The sequence below is a fragment of the Nocardiopsis sp. LOL_012 genome (genome assembly GCF_048060475.1).
Taxonomy (GTDB): Bacteria; Actinomycetota; Actinomycetes; order Streptosporangiales; family Streptosporangiaceae; genus Nocardiopsis.
The window spans coordinates 79,748-98,419 of record NZ_JBHMIV010000009.1 but is presented as its reverse complement, the minus strand read 5'-3'; the positions used below and the strand labels follow the sequence as shown (position 1 = coordinate 98,419).

16 protein-coding genes and 1 pseudogene are annotated in these 18,672 nt (G+C 71.0%); 8 read left to right on the top strand and 9 right to left on the bottom strand.

The features are described 5' to 3' along the window. The first annotated feature begins 282 nt into the window (after positions 1-282). Complete coding sequence (locus tag ACFHWE_RS08205) at positions 283-1,092, top strand: lysophospholipid acyltransferase family protein (RefSeq protein ID WP_416600010.1); 810 nt, start codon at positions 283-285, stop codon at positions 1,090-1,092. Positions 1,093-1,094: 2 nt separating this feature from the next. On the opposite strand, the gene ACFHWE_RS08200 is transcribed toward ACFHWE_RS08205, so the two are convergent. Then, a complete protein-coding gene (locus ACFHWE_RS08200) occupies positions 1,095-2,033 on the bottom strand; it encodes an ROK family glucokinase (RefSeq protein WP_416600009.1) in 939 nt (312 codons plus the stop codon). Positions 2,034-2,156: 123 nt separating this feature from the next. Next, positions 2,157-2,468, bottom strand: a pseudogene (locus ACFHWE_RS08195) (hypothetical protein); the annotation flags it as partial. Between the two features lie 323 nt (positions 2,469-2,791). Here ACFHWE_RS08195 and ACFHWE_RS08190 point away from each other — a divergent pair. Beyond that, entirely contained in the window at positions 2,792-4,582 is a 1,791-nt protein-coding gene (locus ACFHWE_RS08190; RefSeq protein ID WP_416600008.1) for an AMP-dependent synthetase/ligase, read from the top strand. Positions 4,583-4,746: 164 nt separating this feature from the next. Here the strand turns inward: ACFHWE_RS08190 and ACFHWE_RS08185 are convergent, their stop codons facing one another. The 4 genes from ACFHWE_RS08185 to ACFHWE_RS08170 form a co-directional block, all read right to left on the bottom strand. Beyond that, positions 4,747-6,387: a cytochrome b gene (locus ACFHWE_RS08185; protein ID WP_416600007.1), complete on the bottom strand. Its 1,641-nt coding sequence runs from the start codon at positions 6,385-6,387 to the stop codon at positions 4,747-4,749. A 3-nt stretch (positions 6,388-6,390) separates the two neighbouring features. Next, positions 6,391-7,530, bottom strand: coding sequence for a Rieske 2Fe-2S domain-containing protein (locus ACFHWE_RS08180; RefSeq protein WP_416600006.1), 1,140 nt, complete (start codon positions 7,528-7,530; stop codon positions 6,391-6,393). Further along, the gene (locus tag ACFHWE_RS08175) at positions 7,523-8,416 is read right to left on the bottom strand and encodes a cytochrome c (RefSeq protein WP_416600068.1); all 894 of its coding nucleotides are present in this window, start codon (positions 8,414-8,416) and stop codon (positions 7,523-7,525) included. The genes ACFHWE_RS08180 and ACFHWE_RS08175 overlap by 8 nt, the downstream gene beginning before the upstream one ends. 95 nt (positions 8,417-8,511) lie before the next feature. Beyond that, complete coding sequence (locus tag ACFHWE_RS08170; protein WP_416600005.1) at positions 8,512-9,066, bottom strand: cytochrome c oxidase subunit 3; 555 nt, start codon at positions 9,064-9,066, stop codon at positions 8,512-8,514. 534 nt (positions 9,067-9,600) lie between these two features. Here ACFHWE_RS08170 and ACFHWE_RS08165 point away from each other — a divergent pair. Together ACFHWE_RS08165 and trpD are read left to right on the top strand one after the other, a co-directional pair. Further along, positions 9,601-10,038, top strand: a complete 438-nt coding sequence (locus ACFHWE_RS08165; protein ID WP_416600004.1) for a hypothetical protein — start codon at positions 9,601-9,603, stop codon at positions 10,036-10,038. A gap of 80 nt (positions 10,039-10,118) precedes the next feature. After that, positions 10,119-11,195, top strand: coding sequence for an anthranilate phosphoribosyltransferase (gene trpD, locus ACFHWE_RS08160; protein ID WP_416600003.1), 1,077 nt, complete (start codon positions 10,119-10,121; stop codon positions 11,193-11,195). A 246-nt stretch (positions 11,196-11,441) separates the two neighbouring features. Here trpD and ACFHWE_RS08155 read toward each other — a convergent pair whose 3' ends face one another. The 3 genes from ACFHWE_RS08155 to ACFHWE_RS08145 are packed head-to-tail and all read right to left on the bottom strand — an operon-like array spanning position 11,442 to position 14,301. Next, positions 11,442-11,717, bottom strand: a complete 276-nt coding sequence (locus ACFHWE_RS08155) for an Lrp/AsnC family transcriptional regulator (RefSeq protein ID WP_416600066.1) — start codon at positions 11,715-11,717, stop codon at positions 11,442-11,444. Between the two features lie 54 nt (positions 11,718-11,771). Then, positions 11,772-12,536, bottom strand: a complete 765-nt coding sequence (locus tag ACFHWE_RS08150; RefSeq protein WP_416600002.1) for a rhomboid family intramembrane serine protease — start codon at positions 12,534-12,536, stop codon at positions 11,772-11,774. Continuing rightward, positions 12,514-14,301, bottom strand: coding sequence for a DEDD exonuclease domain-containing protein (locus ACFHWE_RS08145; protein WP_416600001.1), 1,788 nt, complete (start codon positions 14,299-14,301; stop codon positions 12,514-12,516). Before ACFHWE_RS08145 ends, ACFHWE_RS08150 begins: the two co-directional genes overlap by 23 nt. Before the next feature lie 69 nt (positions 14,302-14,370). Between ACFHWE_RS08145 and ACFHWE_RS08140 the strand changes: the two genes are divergently transcribed. The 4 genes from ACFHWE_RS08140 (at position 14,371) to ACFHWE_RS08125 (ending at position 18,668) form a co-directional block, all read left to right on the top strand. Further along, the gene (locus ACFHWE_RS08140; protein WP_416600000.1) at positions 14,371-14,652 is read left to right on the top strand and encodes a hypothetical protein; all 282 of its coding nucleotides are present in this window, start codon (positions 14,371-14,373) and stop codon (positions 14,650-14,652) included. Further along, on the top strand, positions 14,649-16,016 hold the full coding sequence (locus tag ACFHWE_RS08135) for an NYN domain-containing protein (protein ID WP_416599999.1): 1,368 nt from the start codon (positions 14,649-14,651) through the stop codon (positions 16,014-16,016). Before ACFHWE_RS08140 ends, ACFHWE_RS08135 begins: the two co-directional genes overlap by 4 nt. Before the next feature lie 294 nt (positions 16,017-16,310). Then, a complete protein-coding gene (locus ACFHWE_RS08130; RefSeq protein WP_416599998.1) occupies positions 16,311-17,312 on the top strand; it encodes an NlpC/P60 family protein in 1,002 nt (333 codons plus the stop codon). Between the two features lie 333 nt (positions 17,313-17,645). Next, entirely contained in the window at positions 17,646-18,668 is a 1,023-nt protein-coding gene (locus ACFHWE_RS08125; RefSeq protein ID WP_416599997.1) for an NlpC/P60 family protein, read from the top strand. Positions 18,669-18,672 lie beyond the last annotated feature (4 nt).

Below are 18,672 nucleotides of genomic sequence, written 5' to 3'. Positions count from 1 at the left end.
CGGGTGGCGGCGGTCCCGGCTCCAGGCGTGAGGTTAGCCGTTCGGAGGGGCCGTTGGCCATCACGCCCCCAGGGGTGCGGGCGGGTGCCGCGCACCCGACCCCGCCGACCGAACGGTATCCTCTACAGGTGCCGGGCGCGGCCGTCCGCGGGGGGCGCTTCGGCGGCCGCCCTCGTACGATGCGAGGATGCGGGGTGTCCGCGATGTTGTCGACCAAGCGGGACAGTGAGGCGTGGCAGACCCTGCCCAGATCTCCCCGCACGTGCAGGGGTGAACCGAGCAATGTTCTACTGGGTGGTCAAGGCGATCCTCGGGCCGATCATCGCGGTCCTGTGGCAGCCGCGCGCCGAGGGCGTGGAGAACGTGCCCAGGCGCGGTCCGGCGATCCTGGTCGGCAACCACCTGTCCTTCTCCGACCACTTCTTCGGGCCCCTGCCGCTGCCGCGCAAGATCACCTTCCTGGCCAAGTCCGAGTACTTCACCGGCACCGGGGTCAAGGGGCTGGCCAGCCGGGCCTTCTTCAGCGGTGTGGGCCAGATCCCGATCGACCGCTCGGGCGGCAAGAAGAGCGAGGCGGCCCTGCGCACCGGGCTGCGCGTGCTCAAGCGGGGCGACCTCCTCGGTATCTACCCCGAGGGCACCCGCTCCCCCGACGGCAGGCTCTACCGGGGGCGCACGGGCGCGGCCCGGATGGCGCTGGAGGCGCGGGCCCCGGTGGTGCCCATGGCGATGATCAACGCCGACAAGATCATGCCGCCCGGCCGCACCGTCCCCAAGCTGGGCATCCGCCCCAAGGTCGTGTTCGGCAAGCCGCTGGACTTCTCCCGCTACTACGGGATGGAGCGCGACCCCCGGGTGCTGCGCGCCGTGACCGACGAGATCATGTACGCGCTGATGGAGCTGTCCGGCCAGGAGTACGTGGACCGCTACGCCCAGACGGTCAAGGCCGAGCTGGAGGCCGAGGCCAAGGAGGCCCGGCGCGAGCAGGCCACCAGTGACAAGGACCGCAGGCGCGCCGAGCGGGCCCGCCGCAAGGAGGAACGCCGCGCCCGCAAGGGCGGGGGGAAGGACCAGCGCTCCTCCGAGGCGTGACCTCAGCGGCGGGCGAGGTCCCCGGCGCCGACGATGCCGGCCTCGCCCCCGAGTTCGGCGAGCCGCACCCGGGCCATCCTGCGGTGGGGGCGCCCGGAGACGTGGCGGGCGAACGAGGAGCGGACCGGGTCCAGGAGTACGGACCCGGCGTCGGAGACGCCGCCGCCGATCACGAAGCACGCGGGGTCCAGGATCGCTGCGAGGTCGGCCAGGCCGAGACCCACCCACTCCCCCACTGCGGCGAAGCACTCCAGTGCTGCGGCGTCGCCCTCCAGGGCCGCCTGGGTGACGACGGGCCCTTGGACCCGTTCGGTCTCCCCCTCGGCGAGTTTGAGCATCCGCTCGGTGGCCTGGGGGTCGGTCCGGGCGCGGTCCTGGGCCTCGGCGACCAGGGCGCGGCCGCTGGCGTACTGCTCCCAGCAGCCGTGGTTGCCGCACGCGCAGCGGCGTCCGTAGGGGACGACGCGGTAGTGGCCCACCTCGGCGGCGGCTCCGAAGTGCCCGCGGTACAGCTCCCCCGCCAGGACCACGCCGCCGCCGATACCGGTGCCGAGGGTGACGCACACGATGTGGTCGCTTCCGCGTCCGGCCCCGAACCGGGCCTCGGCCCACGCGGCGGCGTTGGCGTCGTTCTCCACGACCACCGGGAGGCCGACGCGGTCCTGGACGCTGTCCCTGAGGGGGTACCCGTGCAGGCCCAGGTTGACCGCGACCTGGACCGTGGCCCGGTCCTCGTCCACGAACCCGGCGACGCCGACGCCCACGGCCCCGCACTCGTGCCGGCCGCGCAGCTCGTGGACGGCGCGCGCGACGACGTCGGCCAGGCCCTCCGGGTCATGGGAGGGGGTGGGGTACTTGACCTTGTCCAGGATCCGACCCTCGTCGTCCACGGCACCGGCGGCGACCTTGGTCCCGCCGATGTCCACACCGATGGTCAGCATGAGGGCCTCTCCTTCGCACTTACGCCCGAACTCTGACATAAGTGTCCGGGTTCGTGACAAGTATCTTCCTAATAGGTCGATTAAACCAGGCCACGGACCCCGGAGACAGCACCGCGGCCCCTACTCCCTCCGCGTGCGTTCGAGAGAGCGCTCGAATACGTCCCACGTGCGCCCGAGCGCGGACGCCGCGGCCACCCCAGCCCGCCCGAGGTGGCCGGCGACCTCGGGCACGGCCGTGCGCACGATGTCCAAGACCTCCTCGGCCGGCGGGCGCTCCCGTCCGGACTCCAGGCGGATCGCCTCCCCCCACACGTCGTCCCTCTTCGGCGGGGCGGTGACCGATTTGACCCCGGCGGCCAGCAGCCTGCGCTGGAGGGTGTCGACCAGGCGCAGCGCGTCGTCGACGATGTCGCCGTCCTTGTTCTCTGTCGTCATGAGCAGACCTCCTGGGAATCAAGGTAACCGGCGCGCCACCGCCGGACTCCCCCTCTCAGGGAAGGACCAGGGGAGAACCAGGGAGTACCATCAAAATCAAACATTCACCCCACGGGGCACAAAAGATCACATAGTTCACTTGGATGGCGATCCCGCCAAGCGCGGGGCACGCCCTACGGTGCGCGTCCGCCCATGTCAGGGGCTGGATGCCGGTCACCGTTGGGTACCGAACGAGCCGTGACTCTACTCACAAGTAGCATGGTGTTGTTACGGTCATCACGTTTTCATCCTTCCGCAATCCGTCTATGCCCAGGAGACCCAACGTGCGCGAATACAGCTCTCCCCCCGTCACCGAGATCTCCGATGACGCGCGGCTGACCGACACGCTCTACGCGCGCGCGGCCGAGGAGCCCGACGCCGTCGCGGCCCGCCGCCAGGAGTCCGGCCAGTGGCGGGACGTCACCGCCGCGGAGCTGCACGGCGACATCGCCGCGTTCGCCAAGGCACTGATCAACGCGGGCGTCGAGCACGGCGACCGGGTCGCCCTCATGTCGCGGACCCGCTACGAGTGGACCGTCGTCGACTACGCCATCTGGTCCGTTGGCGCGGTCACCGTCCCGATCTACGAGACCTCCTCGGCCGAGCAGATCGGCTGGATCCTCTCCGACTCCGGCGCCAAGGCCGCCTTCGTGGAGACCGCCGAGCACGCCGAGCGCGTGGAGTCGGTGCGTACCCCGGACCTGGCCCACCTGTGGACGTTCGAGGGCGATCTGGAAGAGCTGCGCCCCACCGGCTCCGAGGTCTCCGACGAGACGCTGGAGGAGCGCCGTACGGCGGTCAGGGCCGACGACCTCGCCACCCTCATCTACACCTCCGGGACCACCGGGCGCCCCAAGGGCTGCAAGCTCACCCACCGCAACTTCCTCTTCATCGCCCACCAGTCGCTGGAGGGCCCCGCCCGGCAGATCCTGCGCGAGCACCCCGACCCCTCCACCCTCCTCTTCCTGCCCCTGGCCCACGTCTTCGCCCGGTTCGTCCAGGTCATGGTCCTGGAGGGCAAGGGCGTCCTCGGCCACTTCCCCTCCACCGGCCCCGAACTGATCGAGGAGTTCGCGGTCTTCCGCCCGACCTTCCTCCTCGCGGTCCCCCGCGTGTTCGAGAAGGTCTACACCAAGGCGGAGCAGAAGGCCACGGCCGAGGGCAAGGGCAGGATCTTCGCCGCCGCCGCGGACACCGCCATCGCCTACAGCAAGGCGCTGGACACGGGCCGGGTCCCCTTCGGCACCAAGCTCAAGCACACCCTGTTCGCCAAGCTCGTCTACGGCAAGCTCCTCGCCGCCCTGGGCGGGAACGCGCAGTACGCGGTCTCGGGCGGCTCGGCGCTCGGCGCCCGCCTCGGCCACTTCTTCCGGGGCATCGGCTTCACCATCGTCGAGGGCTACGGTCTGACCGAGACCACCGCGCCCAGCACGGTGAACAGCACCGACTTCAACAAGATCGGTACGGTCGGCCAGCCGCTGCCCGGCACCTCCGCGAGGATCGCCGAGGACGGCGAGGTCCTCGTCAAGGGCGACCACGTCATGGTCGGCTACTGGAACAACGAGAAGGCCACCGAGGAGGCCTTCGCCGAGGGCGGCTTCTACCGCACCGGCGACCTCGGCTCCCTGGACGAGGACGGCTTCCTGAGCATCACCGGCCGCAAGAAGGAGATCATCGTGACCGCGGGCGGCAAGAACGTCGCCCCCGCGGTGCTGGAGGACCGCATCCGGGCCAACGCCCTGGTCAGCCAGTGCATGGTCGTCGGCGACAACCGCAAGTTCATCGCCGCGCTGGTCACGATCGACCCCGACTCCTTCGAGCAGTGGCGGGAGGCCAACGGCAAGAGCGGACAGATCGCCGACCTCACCGAGGACCCCGACCTCAACGCGGAGATCCAGAAGGCCGTCGACAACGCCAACCGGGCCGTGTCCAAGGCCGAGGGCATCAAGAAGTTCCGCATCCTGTCGTCGGACTTCACCGAGGAGAACGGGGCGCTCACCGCCTCCCTCAAGGTCAAGCGCCACGTGGTGAACAAGACCTGGAGCCAGGAGATCGAGGACATCTACGCCGGCTGACCCGCACCCCCGGAGCGCCCGAAGGCCGACCACCGGCGGGTGGTCGGCCTTCGCCGTGCCGTGCGGTCCCCGGGAGCCGGACACGGCGGGCCCGGAGAGAGCGGGACGGGCCCGGACCGCTGACCGCGGCCTGGGCCCGTCCCGGTGTCGGAGCGCTCCGGCGCCTAGTGGGCGCCCGAGGTCTCGCTCTCGGAGTGGTGCAGGTGGTGGCCGCTGTGCGGCTCCACGTCGTCCACCGACACGTTGTCCTTCGTGTACCAGTGCGCCAGGGCCCTGCGGAACCTGCCCTTGGCCTTGCGGGCCTCGGGGTTCTCCACACCCTTGTCGTCGGTGTCCTCGACCAGCGCGGTGGAGGTGACGGTGGGCTTGCTCCGGAGCACGTCGACCGTGCCCTGGGAGCTCTCCTTGTGCACCTCGATGAACTCACCGCCCGACAACTGCCGGATGGTCCCGCTCTCGTACCCGTGCTCCAGGGTCTCGCGGTCGCGCCGCTGCAGGCCCAGGCAGATCCGCTTGGTGACGATGAACGCCACGATCGGACCCACGATGAAGAGCACCCGGAAGATGTAGGTGGTCAGGTACAGGTTGATGGAGAAGGTCTCCGACAGGATGTCGTTCGACCCGGCCAGCCACAGGACGCCGTAGGCGACGACCGCGGCGACGCCCAGCCCGGTGCGGACCGGGGCGTTGCGCGGACGGTCGGCGACGTTGTGCGCCCTCTTGTCCCCGGTGATCCACGCCTCCAGGAACGGCCACACGCCCATCGCGCCGAACAGCAGACCCATGGCCCCCAGCCCCGGCACGAGCACGGCGATCGGGACCGCGTACCCGAAGATCTGGAAGTCCAGGGTGTTCGGGAAGATGCGCAGCGCGCCCTCCATGAAGCCCATGTACCAGTCCGGCTGGAGGCCGGAGGTGATGGAGGTCGGTGTGAACGGACCGAACAGGTGGATCGGGTTGATCTGGACGAACGCGCTCAGCCCCGCGATGACGGCGAACGTGAAGAAGAAGAATCCGCCCGCCTTGATCGCGAAGCCCGGCCACATCGGCGTTCCCACGACCGTCTTGTCGGACCTGCCGGTCCCCGGGTACTGCGTGTGCTTCTGGTGCCACAGGATCATGAAGTGCGCCACGATCAGCGCCAGCAGGATCGCCGGGAGCAGCAGGATGTGCAGCATGTACAGGCGCGCGATGATGATGTCCCCGGGGAACTCGCCCCCGAACAGGAACATGGAGATGTAGGTCCCCACCACCGGCAGGGCCAGCATCACGCCCTGGAGGATGCGCACGCCCATACCCGAGGGCAGGTCGTCCGGCAGCGAGTAGCCGAACAGGCCCTCGACCATCGCGATGGCGAAGATCCCCACCCCGATGAGCCAGTTGATCTCGCGCGGCTTGCGGAACGCGCCCGTGAAGAACACGCGCAGCGCGTGCACCACGAGCGAGGCCACGAAGATGAGCGCGGCCCAGTGGTGGATCTGCCGGACGAGGAACCCGCCGCGCACATCGAAGTCGATGTACAGGGTGGAGGCGTAGGCCTCGCTCATCTCCACGCCCTGGAGGCGCTCGTAGGAGCCGTCGTAGACGATCTCGGCCATGCTCGGCTTGAACCACAGCGTCAGGAAGACGCCCGTGAGGAGCAGGATGATGAACGAGTACAGCGCGATCTCGCCCAGCATGAACGACCAGTGGTTCGGGAAGACCTTGCGCAGGTTCTTCTCGCCGGTCTTGGCCAGGTGGAAGCGGTCGTCGATGAAGTTCCCGACGCCGCGCAGAGCCTTGGGTGCTTGCGTGGTCTTACTCATCGACTAGTCCTTCGCATAGTCCCAGAACGTCGGACCGGGGGCTTCGGGGAAGTCACCGGTCGCGATGAGGTAGCCCTCGTCGTCGACGCCGATCGGCAACTGCGGCAGCGGCCGGTGCGCCGGGCCGAAGACCACCTTGGCGCCGTCGGCGGCGTCGAAGGTCGACTGGTGGCACGGGCACAGGATGCGGTGCGTGGTCCGCTCGTACAGGGCCGCCGGGCAGCCGACGTGGGTGCAGATCTTCGAGTAGGCGACGATCCCGTCGTAGGTCCAGTTGAGCCTCGACTGGTCGCCCTCGACGTTCTCGTTCATCCCCGGCTTGTAGTCGGCCTCGGGGATCTTGATCAGCAGGATGACGGACTTGGCCTTCTCGTTGAGGCTCAGGTGGTGGCCGCCGTCGCCGTGGCCCTCCTCCCCGCCGTGTCCGCCCGGGTCGGGCAGGGCACTGATCATGCCGTTGGGGGCGTTCTCCAGGTCCTCCGCCTTGATCTGGCGGTCGGTGCCCTCCACCACCATCCGCATGCCGTCGGCCCAGACGGTGTTCTTCAGCTTGTCGCCGGGCAGGGGGCCCGTGTCGCGCAGCAGCACGATCGGGGCCAGGCCCAGCGGCAGCATGGCCGCGATGAGCGTCCGCCGCATCAGCGGGCGCTTGGTGATGCCGCTCTCGTCGGCCCCCCGCATGAAGAAGGCGCCGAAGGAGCCCTTCTCCTCCTCACTGGAGGGCAGCTCGTCGTAGGGCGAGGAGACCTCGTAGTGGGGCATCACGTTGCGCGCCCACACGGTCATCCCGGCGCCGATACCGAACATCGCCAGGGTGAGCGATCCGCCCAGGAGCATGTTCGAGTACTGGCCGATCTGCGGGTCCGCGATCGCCGGAGCGCCCTGCGCGTTCGGGGGGAACAGGAAGTAGGAGACCAGGAACCCGACACCGCCCAGGAAGGCGAGGACGAACCACACCGCGGCGATCCGCTCGCCCCGGCGCTGCTGCTCCTCGGGGTGCGCGTGGGTCTCCGACGCGGGATAGGGGCCCTCGTGCGCGGCGTCCGCCGCGGCGACCGCCCTCTCCTCGGAGGACTCGGTAGGGGTGCCGAGCACGCGCTCGGGCCCCTCGGCCCCGTTCTTGTCGTTGCTGTTGTCAGTCATGTGCACGCTGCTTCGCGGTGATCCAGATCGCGCAGGCGACGATCAGGGCCAGACCGATGGTCCAGGAGATGAAACCCTCCGCGACCTGGCCGACACGCTCCAGGTCGAAGATGCCGCCGGCGTTGGGCTCGGCCTGCAGGGTCTTCACGTAGGAGATGAGCTCCTGCTTCTCGTCCGAGGTGATGAGCATGTCGTCGAACATCGGCATGGCGCCGGGTCCGGTGACCATGGCCTCGTAGATCTCACGGGGCGTGGCCTCGTGGATCTCGGGGGCCCACCGGCCGTCGGTGAGGGCGCCGCCGCCGCCGGACCAGCCATGGCAGTGCGCACAGTTGGTCAGGTAGAGCTGCATGCCCATCTCGGTGTCGTCGGCGCCCTCGATGTACTCGTCGTAGGCGGCCTCGTACTCGGCGAGCGCCGCCTCGTACTCGGCGTGGGCCTCTTCCTCGGCCTCGTGGAAGGCCTCGTCGGAGTCGTAGTCGGCCCGGTTGGGCTCGAAGTCCTCCGGTCGGGGGGCGGAGCCCGGGACGCCGTAGGGGACGTCGGCCCCGCTCTCGCCGTCCCTGATCTCGGCGTTGTAGTACGCGATCAGGTTGTCCAGGTCCTGCTCGGACATGACCATGTCGCGGCGCGGCATCTGGGTGTCCGGGTTCATCGACGGCATACGGCCGGTGCTGACCTGGAAGTCGATCGCGGCGGAGCCGACCTCGCGCAGGTCCGGTCCGGTCTCGGTGCCAGAGCCGTCCAGGCCGTGGCACGAGGCGCACGTCTGGTCGAAGACGGTCTTGCCCTCGGCGATGTCCACGTCGTCGGGCGACGGGGCATCAGCGGCGAGGGTCTGCGCCTGGGCCTGGTCGGAGGTGGGGGCCAGGGCGGCGTACCCCACCCCGAACAGGGTGAGCGCGAGGATGACGACGGCATACCCCGCGAGGGGATGCCGTCGCCGCGCGGTAATCCATTTCACGGTTTCCCCGTTCCGGGTTACTGGATGAAGTAGATGGTTGCGAACAGAGCGATCCAGACCACGTCGACGAAGTGCCAGTAGTAGGACACGACGATCGCACTGGTCGCCTGCTGGTGAGTGAAGCGCTTCGCGGCGTACGTGCGTCCCAGCATGATGAGGAACGCGATGAGGCCACCGATGACGTGCATCCCGTGGAAGCCCGTGGTCAGGTAGAACATCGACCCGTAGGCGCTCGACTGGAGAGTCAGCCCCTCGTGGACGATGAGCTCGTAGTACTCATAGGCCTGGCCCAAGACGAAGAACAGGCCCATGAAGAACGTCAGGAAGAACCACGCGCGCAGCTTCTTGACGTCACCGCGCTCAGCGGCCCAGACGCCGAACTGCGCGGTGAAGCTGGAAGCCACCAGGACGATGGTGATCGCGGTGGCCCAGGGCACGTTGAGGTGCGTGTCCGGCCACGCACCGAGCTCCGGGTTGCCGTTGGTCACCGATCGGATGGTGAAGTACATCGCGAACAGCGCTGCGAAGAACATGAGTTCGTTGGACAACCAGACGATGGTTCCAACGCTCACCAGGTCAGGACGCTTTGCCGCACCATGCGCTGGTGTCGGTGCTGTTTTGGGGTTCGCGGTTGCTGTCGCCACGGGAGCATTATTACGGCATCTCGCGAAGACCCGTATCCGACCCCCCGTAAGGGAGCGGATCGGTACCGGCCATTGACCGTCCAGGCCTCCGGAGCGGGGCGTTCACCGTGACCCGGGCGTTACTGTAGCGGCTCGGACTCCGCTCCCGGCCCTGTGACACGCCCACGGGCGGCGACGGGCGCGGTTTCCGGCGCGGGCACGGCGATCCCTACCCCCTCCGGGGGCACCCGAACCCAGCCCGCGTCACCCGGGGGCATCGAAAGCATCACCGTTGGGCAACGCACCCCCGAAGCGGCCGGAACACGGCTCCGAAAGGTGCTGGCATCCTTCGGAGGGCGATGCCCCGCACCGCTGTCTGGGCAGCCGGGCCGCGAGGCAATAGAGTCGTGGGAACAACAGCCGATAAGGGCCCCGGCCGCACCCCCAAACGGCCGAGGACAGACGCGATGGGACGGTTGCGCGATGGTGGACAGCGGTACGGAGACGGGTTCCAGGATGCGCGTGCTGGTCTACAGCGACAAGGCCGACACTCGCGAGCAGGTCCGGCTGGCCGTCGGCCGCCGCCCCGCCGCGGACGTGCCCAAGGTGGAGTTCGTGGAGTGCGCGACCGCCCCGGCGGCCCTGCGCCGACTGGAGTCGACCGACCGGGCCGAGCGGATCGACGTCGCCGTCCTCGACGGCGAGGCCGCCCCGGTGGGCGGCATGGGCCTGTGCCGCCAGATCAAGGACGAGATCTACCACTGCCCGCCGGTGCTGCTGCTGGTCGGCCGCCGCGACGACGGCTGGCTCGCGACCTGGTCGCAGGCCGAGCAGGTGGTGAGCCACCCGATCGACCCGGTCGCCTTGGCCGAGGCCCTGGCCGACCTCATGCGCCGGCGCACCGCGGCCCTGAGCGGCTGACCCGGCGGGCCGCCGACCCGCACCGGGCGGCCACGCGCCACCGCCCGCCCCCGTCACGCACCGTGGAGCCCGAGGAAACCATGAACACCGACCCTGCCGACGCCCCCTCCGCCGTCACCGAGCGGAGCTGGGCCGCCCTGATCACCGCCCTGTTGGACGGCGTGACGCTCAGCGCCTCCGACACCGGGTGGGCGATGAACGAGATCATGTCCGGCTCGGCGACCGACGCCCAGATCGCCGGGTTCGCCATCGCCCTGCGCTCCAAGGGGGAGAGCGTGTCCGAGGTGACCGGCCTCGCCCGCGGCATGCTCGACAACGCCGTCCGGATCTCCGTCTCGGGGCCGACCCTGGACGTCGTGGGTACCGGAGGCGACCGGGCCCACACCGTGAACGTGTCGACGATGGCCTCGATCGTGGCCTCGGCTGCGGGCGCGCGCGTGGTCAAGCACGGCAACCGGGCGTCCTCCTCCTCCTGCGGCACGGCCGACGTCCTGGAGCGGCTCGGCGTGGTCCTGGACCTGGCGCCGGAGCTGACCGCCCGGGTCGCCGAGGAGACCGGCATCACCTTCTGCTTCGCCCCGGTCTTCCACCCCTCGTTCCGCTTCACCGCCAAGCCGCGCCGCGAGCTGGCGGTCCCCACCGTCTTCAACTTCCTGGGTCCGCTGACCAACCCGGCACAGACCACCTGCGCCGCGATCGGCGTGTTCGACGCGCGTATGTGCGAGGTCATCGCGGGCGTGTTCGCCGAGCGCGGCACCTCCGCGGTGGTCTTCCGCGGCGACGACGGCCTGGACGAGCTCACCACGGCGACCACGTCGACCGTGTGGGTGGTGCGCGACGGCCGCGCCCGCAGGGAGAGCCTGGACCCGCTGGAGCTGGGCATCCCCCGTTCGGAGCCCGACGCCCTGCGCGGTGGCGACGTGGAGTTCAACGCCCAGGCGGTCCGCGACATGCTCGCGGGGCACAAGGGGCCGGTCCGGGACGCGGTACTGCTCAACGCCGGGGCGGCGCTGGCCGCCGTCGACGGTGTGGGCGGCTCCCTCACCGAGGCCGTGCGCGTCGGCTACGAGCGCGCCGCCGCCGCCGTCGACAGCGGGGCGGCCCGGCGCACACTCGACACCTGGGTGGAGACCACCCAGGGCCTGGCCAAGGGGTAGTCGTGTCCATGGTCCCTCGCAGGCTCGGGACGTGCTCGCGGCGTGGAGAACCGGCCTCTTCGTCGTCGCTACCGCCCCTGCTCGTTCCTCGCAGCGGCGGAGACTCCTCCTGCGGAGACCGGTACGCCGCTCGCGCTGCTCCCGATCGTTGGCTTTCGGCCAGACGGCTTGGGTGCGGGGCTCGCTGCTTGCTGCGGGGGGTGACTCCTCCTGCAGACACCGGGGGCGCGCGCACCGGGCAGCGGGCTACCAGCCCAGGGCGAAGGCCGACTCCAGGTCGTGCCTGGAGTAGGCCTGGAACGAGATGTGGGTGTCGGAGGAGGTCACACCCGGGACCCTGTTCACGCGGCCGGGGATCACCTCGGCCAGTTCCTCGTGGCGGCGGACCCGCACCATGGCGACGAGGTCGACGCCGCCGGTCACCGAGTACACCTCGCTGACGCCGTCGATCCCGGCGATCGCCTCGGCGACCTCGGGGATGCGGTGGACCTCGGCCTTGATCATGACGATCGCGGTGATCACTGTTTCCTCCAGGAACGGGTCTGGCACGGGCCGGTGCACCGGGCGCGGGCACGCTCAGTAGACGTCGGAGAGCCGCGTCCCGGAGCGCCATCGCAGCCGGTAGACCACAAGTCCCACGGCCACCCCGGCGACGAATCCGTACACGTGCGCGGCGTAGGCGACGTTGGACCCGCTGCCGGGGGTGTTCGACGTGGTGACGTAGAGAAGGTACTGGAAGGCGAAGTAGCTTCCCACCACCGCCCAGCCGGGCAGCCGCAGCGGGACCAGGCCGAACACCAGCGTGGTGACCCTGCTGCGGAACTGCACGACGAGGTAGGCGCCGAGCACACCGGAGATCGCACCGGAGGCCCCCACCATGGGTGCCGTGCCCTCGGTGGAGGTCAGCGCGTACCCGTAGGCCGCGGCCACCCCGGTGAGCAGGTACAGGGCCAGGAAGCGGATCCGCCCGATCCGGTCCTCCACGACGGGGCCGAACACGAACAGGTAGACCATGTTGCCCAGCAGGTGGGCGGCGCCGCCGTGCAGGAACATGGCGGTGAACACCGACAGCCACACGGCCTTGCCGTCGAGGCCGCCGCACTCGGGCGTCGGCGGGGGCGCGAGGGCGACCCGGCCGAGCATCTCGTCGGGGACCGCGCCCCAGAGCATGATGTAGTCGTCGATGGCGCAGTACCGGCCGACGACGTCGCTCGGGTACCACACGGCGGTCGTCGCCAGCGGGGACGCGAGGTAGACGAGGACGTTCACCGCGATCAGCGTGAAGGCCACCACCGGGGCGCGGCGGACCGGGTAGTCGTCATTGAGCGGAAGCGCGGCCATGCGCCCAGTGTGTCATCCGGGGGTGCGCCTCGGCGCCGCGCAACGGGCAGGTCCACTCCCCCTCGATCTCGACGAGCCGGGCCGCGGGGTGCTCAAGCCAGGCCAGCACCGCCTCGGTCTCCTCGGCGGTGGCCCGCGGGACGGGGCCGGGCCCGGCGTCCACTCGCTCGGCGGTGGCGGTGAGGGAGGCGAGGAAGGCCGCCGGGTCGGTCCCGGGGGCCAGCACGGCTGCACCCGCGAGGCGGCCGTGGCGGACCACGCACGTCTCCCAGCCCGTGGCACCGGGGCGGGAGGCCACCAGGTGCGGGACGGCGGCGATGGCCGACAGCCGCTGGGCGCGCCGTGCGCCGCGCAGGAAGGCCGCGAGCCGGTCGCGGTGGCCGGCTGCCTCCTCGTAGCGCAGGTCGGCGGAGAGCGCGGTGATGCGCTCGGTGTGGGCGGCCACGACCGGACCGGGGTCGCCGGTCATGGCCGCCCGCGCGGCCTCGGCGTGGACGGTGTAGTCCTCCAGGGACTCGGTGCCGTCGCAGGGCGCCCCGCAGCGCCCCAGTTGCGCGAGCACGCACGCCGCCACGGGTGCGTCGGCGGAGAAGGTGTGGGTGCACTGGCGCAGCGGGAAGGCGTGCAGCAGGGCCCCCTTGGCGCGTTCGGCCTCGTGGGCCGAGGTGTAGGGGCCCAGGTAGGGTGCGCCGTCGTCGTGGACCGTGCGCGCCACCGACACCCGGGGGTAGGCGTCGGCGGTGAGCTTGACCCAGAAGGCGCGCTCGGGGTAGCGCGACCTGCGGTTGAAGGGCGGTTTGCGCTCGGCGATGATCCGCAGTTCGCGGACGGAGGCCTCCAGTTCGGTGGTGCACACCAGGGGGGTGACGCCCTCCACGAGCCCGGCCATCTCCCGGATGCGCCGACGGTTCTCGGCCGCGGTGAAGTAGGAAGCCACACGGCGGCGGAGGTTGGCGCTCTTGCCGACGTAGAGGACGGCGCCGCGTGCGTCGGTGAACATGTACACGCCGGGTTTCTCCGGCAGGTCGTCGGCGAGGTGGCGCCTGGCGCGCTGGGCGCGGCTGGCGGGCTTGGTGACCGCCCGTAGCTCCTCCAGGCTGTGCACCCCCATGGGGGCGGCGCGGTCGATGAGGCCGCGCAGCACGGCCACGGTGGCGCGAGCGTCGTCCAGGGCGCGGTGGTTGGGGGCGGTGGGTGCTCCGAAGAACGCCGCGAGGGTGGCGAGCCTGTGGTTGCGCACCTGGGGCCGGACCAGCAGGGCACGGGCCAGGCGCAGGGTGTCCACGACCGTCGGGGCGGGCCACTCCAGGTCCAGGCGTTCGCAGGCGGCCTTGAGGAACCCGGTGTCGAAGGGGGCGTTGTGCGCGACGAGCGCGGTGCCGGGGCCGGCGGCCAGGAAGTCCAGCAGGCGGGGCAGTGCCTCCTCCAGGGGAGGGGCGGTGGCCACCATGGACTGGGTGATGCCGGTCAGGAGGGTGATCTCGGCGGGGATCGGGACCCCGGGGTCCACCAGGGTGGAGAACTCGCCGAGGACGTCGGCGCCGCGCACCTTGACGGCGCCGATCTCGGTGATCCGCGACCGCTGGGCGCTGGTGCCCGTGGTCTCCAGGTCCACGACCACGAAGGTCGTCTCGGCCAGCGGGGTACCGAGGTCGGTGATGCTGGTCTGGACGCCGGACGGCCCGGCGGAGTCGGCAGGCACCCGCCCAGGGTAGTCGGCGCCGGTGACCGAACGGCTGGGGATCGGGGCTGACCTGCCCGGCATGGAAAGATGAGGGCGAAGGGGCGGAAGTGTCGTTGCGTCCCGAGTTGAGCGCGATCAGAGGAGGAAGCCGTGGGGACCACGAAGCCGGGTGACGGTGAACGGTGGCGGTGCGCCGGTTGCGGGAATCTCACGCGGTTCGACGTGACCCGCACTGTCCGGTCCCGGGACTACGTCCACCAGGACCTGGCAGGCCGCGGTGTGGTGGAGGAGCACACCGTGCTCACCGAGACCGTGGAGCGGGTCGCGTGCCGCTGGTGCGGCGCCACGGACAGCGTGGAGGTCGTCGCCCGCCCCGACGCCGGGGCACCGGACTCCGGTGGCGCGGCGGAGAGCACGACGGGTCGGTCATGAGCGCCCGCCCGGAGACGGGCGGCGACTCCGAACCCGCCGGGGCCTCCGGGACGGCCGACGGCGGCGGCCCCGGTGCCGAGGGGCTGGGCCGCCCCCTGCCGGAGCAGGTGCGGGCCAGGGTGATCGAGTACGGGTCGGACGTGCTCGGCGGCATGCGCACCAATGAACTGCCCCCGCTGCTGCGCCGGGTGGCCCGGTTCGAGCCGCGCCGCCGGGCTCGGCTGGCCGGGCCCCAGATCGCCGCCCAGTTGGAGACCGACGAGGGGTTCCGGGGCCGGGTCGGGGAGCGTGTGGAGCGCGTGTGGCCCGAGCTGGCCGAGGGGCTGCGCTCGGGTGTGGTCCCCCCGGCTGCCGACCCCGTGGCCGTGGCGGCCTGCGCCTACCTGCTGCGTCCCCGGGGGTGGCCGGAGATCATCGAGGGGGTGCGCGAGGAGCTGGAGCGCCGGACCAGCGCGAAGGAGGCCGACGAGGCCGTCGAGGAGCTGGACTCGGTCCGCAGGAGGCTGGAGGAGAGCAGGCACGCCCACCGCGCCGACCTCGAACGCCTGCGCGCACGGGTCCGCGACCAGCGGGCCGAGATCACCGAGCTTCGGCGCAAGGTGCACGACGAGCGCCAGCGCGCCAAGGAGGCCAGGGAGCGGGCCCGGCGGGCACTGGATGAGACCGCCGCCCGGGAGAGCGAGTCGGTGAGCCAGGTAGGCGCTCTGGAGGCGGAGAACCGGCGGCTGCGCTCGCGGGTGGAGGCGGCCGAGGCGCAGGTGGAGAACGCGCGCCGGGCGGCGCGTACGGGGCGCAACGCCGACGAGGCCCGGCTACGTGTGCTGCTGGACGTCCTGGTCGAGGCCTCCCACGGGCTGCGCCGTGAACTGGCCCTGCCCACGTCTCTGGAGGCGCCCGCCGACCACGTGGCCGAGGCGGGGCAGCGCAGGGTGTCGCTCGGAGGGCTGCCCGACGACGATCCGGGGCTGCTGGAGCGGCTGCTGACCGTTCCCCGGGTGCACCTGCTGGTCGACGGCTACAACGTCACCAAGACGGGGTACGGGACGCTGCCCCTGGCCGACCAGCGCACCCGGCTGCTGAACTCCCTGGAGGGCCTGGCCAGCCGCACCAAGGCCGAGATCACGTGCGTGTTCGACGGCGCGGACGTGGACACCCCTCCGGCGCTGGCCGCGCCCCGCAGGGTGCGGCTGCTGTTCAGCGCGCCCGGGGAGACCGCGGACGAGCTGATCGTGCGCCTGGTGGGCGCCGAGCCGCCGGGGCGCCCCATCGCGGTGGTGACCTCGGACCGGGAGATCGTCACGGCGGTGCGCCGCGCCGGGGCACGGGCGGTGTCGTCGCCGATCTTCCTGCGGCGGCTAGAGTAGCCGCTGCCCGGCGCCGCCCTCCGCCCCTCCCGGGACCCGGGGTTATGGCCCTCCGTGACGGCGGTGGGGGCGCACGGTCCGGCGCCGTGCGCCCCCACCGCTTGAGGTGGAGGGGCCCGTCCGCTAAGTTCTACCCGAGCGTGAGTGATGTATCCGGATAGAACGGGACGGTTGTGTCTCCCGTTCCGGTACGAACCCCTCGTTCGCGCTGTGTCCGTCCTGTGGCACGGACCGCCTTGTCGACGTCCCCCGCACCCTCGCGCGGTGTCCCTACCCCAAGGAGCGTGGACCTCCATGAACGACGCCGGTGGTCGGCGCACGGCTCGCCGCCTCGCCTCGACCGGGCTCGGTGTGGCCATCGCCGGAAGCCTGGTCTCCCCCGGCACCGCCTACGCGGAGCCGACCCAGGACGAGGTCGAGGACCGCATCGCGGAACTCAACGAGGAGGCCTCCGACAAGGTCGAGGCCTACAACCAGGCGGAGGAGGACCACGAGGTCGCCCTCGCCCAGTACGAGGAGCTCGAAGAGCAGGTCGGCGACGAGGAGGAGACCTACAACGAGCTGCGCTCGCAGGTCCAGCGCTTCGCCGCCGCTGCCTACCAGTCCGGCGGCGTGGACGCGACCGCCAGCATCCTCACCTCCGACCGTCCCGAGGAGGTGCTGGAGCAGGACGCCGACATGAACTACCTGTCGGAGAGCCAGCTCGCCCAGTTGGACGAGTTCGGTGAGTCCGCCGAGCGCCTGTTCGCCCTCAAGGACGAGGCGGAGGAGGCCCTGGAGGCCGCCGAGGAGGAGCTGGAGGAGGCCGAGGAGGCCAAGGAGGAGGTCGAGGAGGCGATCGCCGAGCAGGAGGCCCTGCTGGCGCAGTTCCCCTCGTCCGACCCCACGGCGGAGGGTGCCAGCAGCGCGGGGGGCGCGGACTACACCGGGAGCGCCACCGGGAGCGCGGGCGCCGCACTGGACTTCGCCTACGCCCAGGTCGGCAAGCCCTACGTCTGGGGCGGCACCGGCCCGAACGGCTACGACTGCTCCGGCCTGGTCCAGGCCGCTTGGCGCGCCGGCGGCGTGAACCTGCCGCGCACCACCTACTCGCAGGCCAACGCGGGTCCGCGCATCTACGACATGAGCGCCCTCCAGCCCGGCGACATCATGTTCTTCTACGGCGGTCTGAGCCATGACGGCCTCTACGCGGGCAACGGCCAGATGGTCCACGCCCCGAGCAGCGGCCGCAACATCGAGATCGTGGGGCTGGCCGCTTACTGGGCGGGCCAGTTCCAGTTCGCGGTCCGTCCGTAACCGCGCTCCGCGTTCCGGGGCCGCCGCCGATCCGCTCGGTGAGCGGCCCCTTTCCGTTCCCCTCTGTTCACAGCATCCGTGAAATTTCGGACAGTTTGCTTTATGCCAACAAACGTAACGAAACAGTTGAGAGTCTGCGAAGTCATGTACTAGGGTTCAGCACCGAACGTGGCCGTTCTCCGTACACCGCCCCGTGGCGGTGGCGGCCGCGTCCGGGTCGGGCGTTCCCCACACCCCCAGCCGCCCCCGTTTCGGACGGCCCCGCGACCCACCCGGCGCAGTCCCTCGGCTCCCCCGACCTCCTCGGGCCGAGGGAAGGAAAGGTGGTACAGCGTGTCCTCTCCCCGTTCCCCCCGCAGGCGCCGCACGGCCGTCGTGGCCTCCCTGGCCGCGGGCTCGCTCCTCCTCCCCGCGTCCACGGCCTACGCCGAGCCGACGATCGACGACGTCCGCGCCGAGATCGAGGCGCTGGAGGAGGAGTACGCCTCACTCAACGCGGAGTACAACGAGGCCCAGGAGACCCACGAGGCCGCCGAGGAGAACCTGGAGGAGATCCAGGAGAACCTGGAGGAGGCCCAGGAGACCGTGGACGAGCTGGGGGCGAGCGTGCGCACCCTGGCCAACCTCACCTACACCGGTGTCGACCTGACCTCCCCCGCCCACATCATCGGCGCCACCGGCCCCGAGGACGTCCTCTCCCACCAGGCGGACCTGACCTACCTCTCCGAGCAGCAGAACGCGGGGCTGGAGCGCTACGTCGAGGAGCTGGCTCACCTGGAGAGTCTGGAGGCGGAGGCCGCTGAGACCGAGGAGGAGGCGGCCGAGGCCCTGGAGGCCGCAGAGGAGGCCGAGGAGGAGGCCGCCGACGCCATCGCTGAGCAGGAGGCCCTGCTGGCCGACCTGACCGCCGAGCAGGCGGCCGCGGCCACCGAGAACGTCTCCAACGACAGCGGCGGCACCAGCGGCGGCGGGGGCGGCGCCACCTACACCGGCCCGGCCACCGGCAGCGCGCAGACCGCCCTGAACTTCGCCTACGCCCAGGTCGGCAAGCCCTATATCTGGGGCGGCACCGGTCCGGGCGGCTACGACTGCTCCGGCCTGACCCAGGCCGCGTGGGCCGCCGCGGGCGTGAACCTGCCGCGCACCACCTACAGCCAGGTCAACGCGGGCACCCGGGTCTCCTGGGACAACATGCAGCCCGGCGACCTCATCTTCTTCTACAGCGGACCCGACCACGTCGGCATGTACGCCGGGAACAACGTGATGGTGCACGCCTCCAACTCCTCCAAGCCGATCGGCACCGTCACCCTCAACAGCTACTACCGCCAGAACTTCTACGCCGCCGTCCGCCCGTAGCCCG

Excerpts from the sequence above, each read along its gene's own strand:
- ACFHWE_RS08205 (WP_416600010.1), top strand. The coding sequence starts at position 283 with ATGTTCTACTGGGTGGTCAAGGCGATCCTCGGGCCGATCATCGCGGTC.
- ACFHWE_RS08200 (WP_416600009.1), bottom strand. The coding sequence starts at position 2,033 with ATGCTGACCATCGGTGTGGACATCGGCGGGACCAAGGTCGCCGCCGGT.
- ACFHWE_RS08185 (WP_416600007.1), bottom strand. The coding sequence starts at position 6,387 with ATGAGTAAGACCACGCAAGCACCCAAGGCTCTGCGCGGCGTCGGGAAC.
- ACFHWE_RS08180 (WP_416600006.1), bottom strand. The coding sequence starts at position 7,530 with ATGACTGACAACAGCAACGACAAGAACGGGGCCGAGGGGCCCGAGCGC.
- ACFHWE_RS08165 (WP_416600004.1), top strand. The coding sequence starts at position 9,601 with ATGGTGGACAGCGGTACGGAGACGGGTTCCAGGATGCGCGTGCTGGTC.
- trpD (WP_416600003.1), top strand. The coding sequence starts at position 10,119 with ATGAACACCGACCCTGCCGACGCCCCCTCCGCCGTCACCGAGCGGAGC.
- ACFHWE_RS08150 (WP_416600002.1), bottom strand. The coding sequence starts at position 12,536 with ATGGCCGCGCTTCCGCTCAATGACGACTACCCGGTCCGCCGCGCCCCG.
- ACFHWE_RS08145 (WP_416600001.1), bottom strand. The coding sequence starts at position 14,301 with ATGCCGGGCAGGTCAGCCCCGATCCCCAGCCGTTCGGTCACCGGCGCC.
- ACFHWE_RS08135 (WP_416599999.1), top strand. The coding sequence starts at position 14,649 with ATGAGCGCCCGCCCGGAGACGGGCGGCGACTCCGAACCCGCCGGGGCC.
- ACFHWE_RS08130 (WP_416599998.1), top strand. The coding sequence starts at position 16,311 with ATGAACGACGCCGGTGGTCGGCGCACGGCTCGCCGCCTCGCCTCGACC.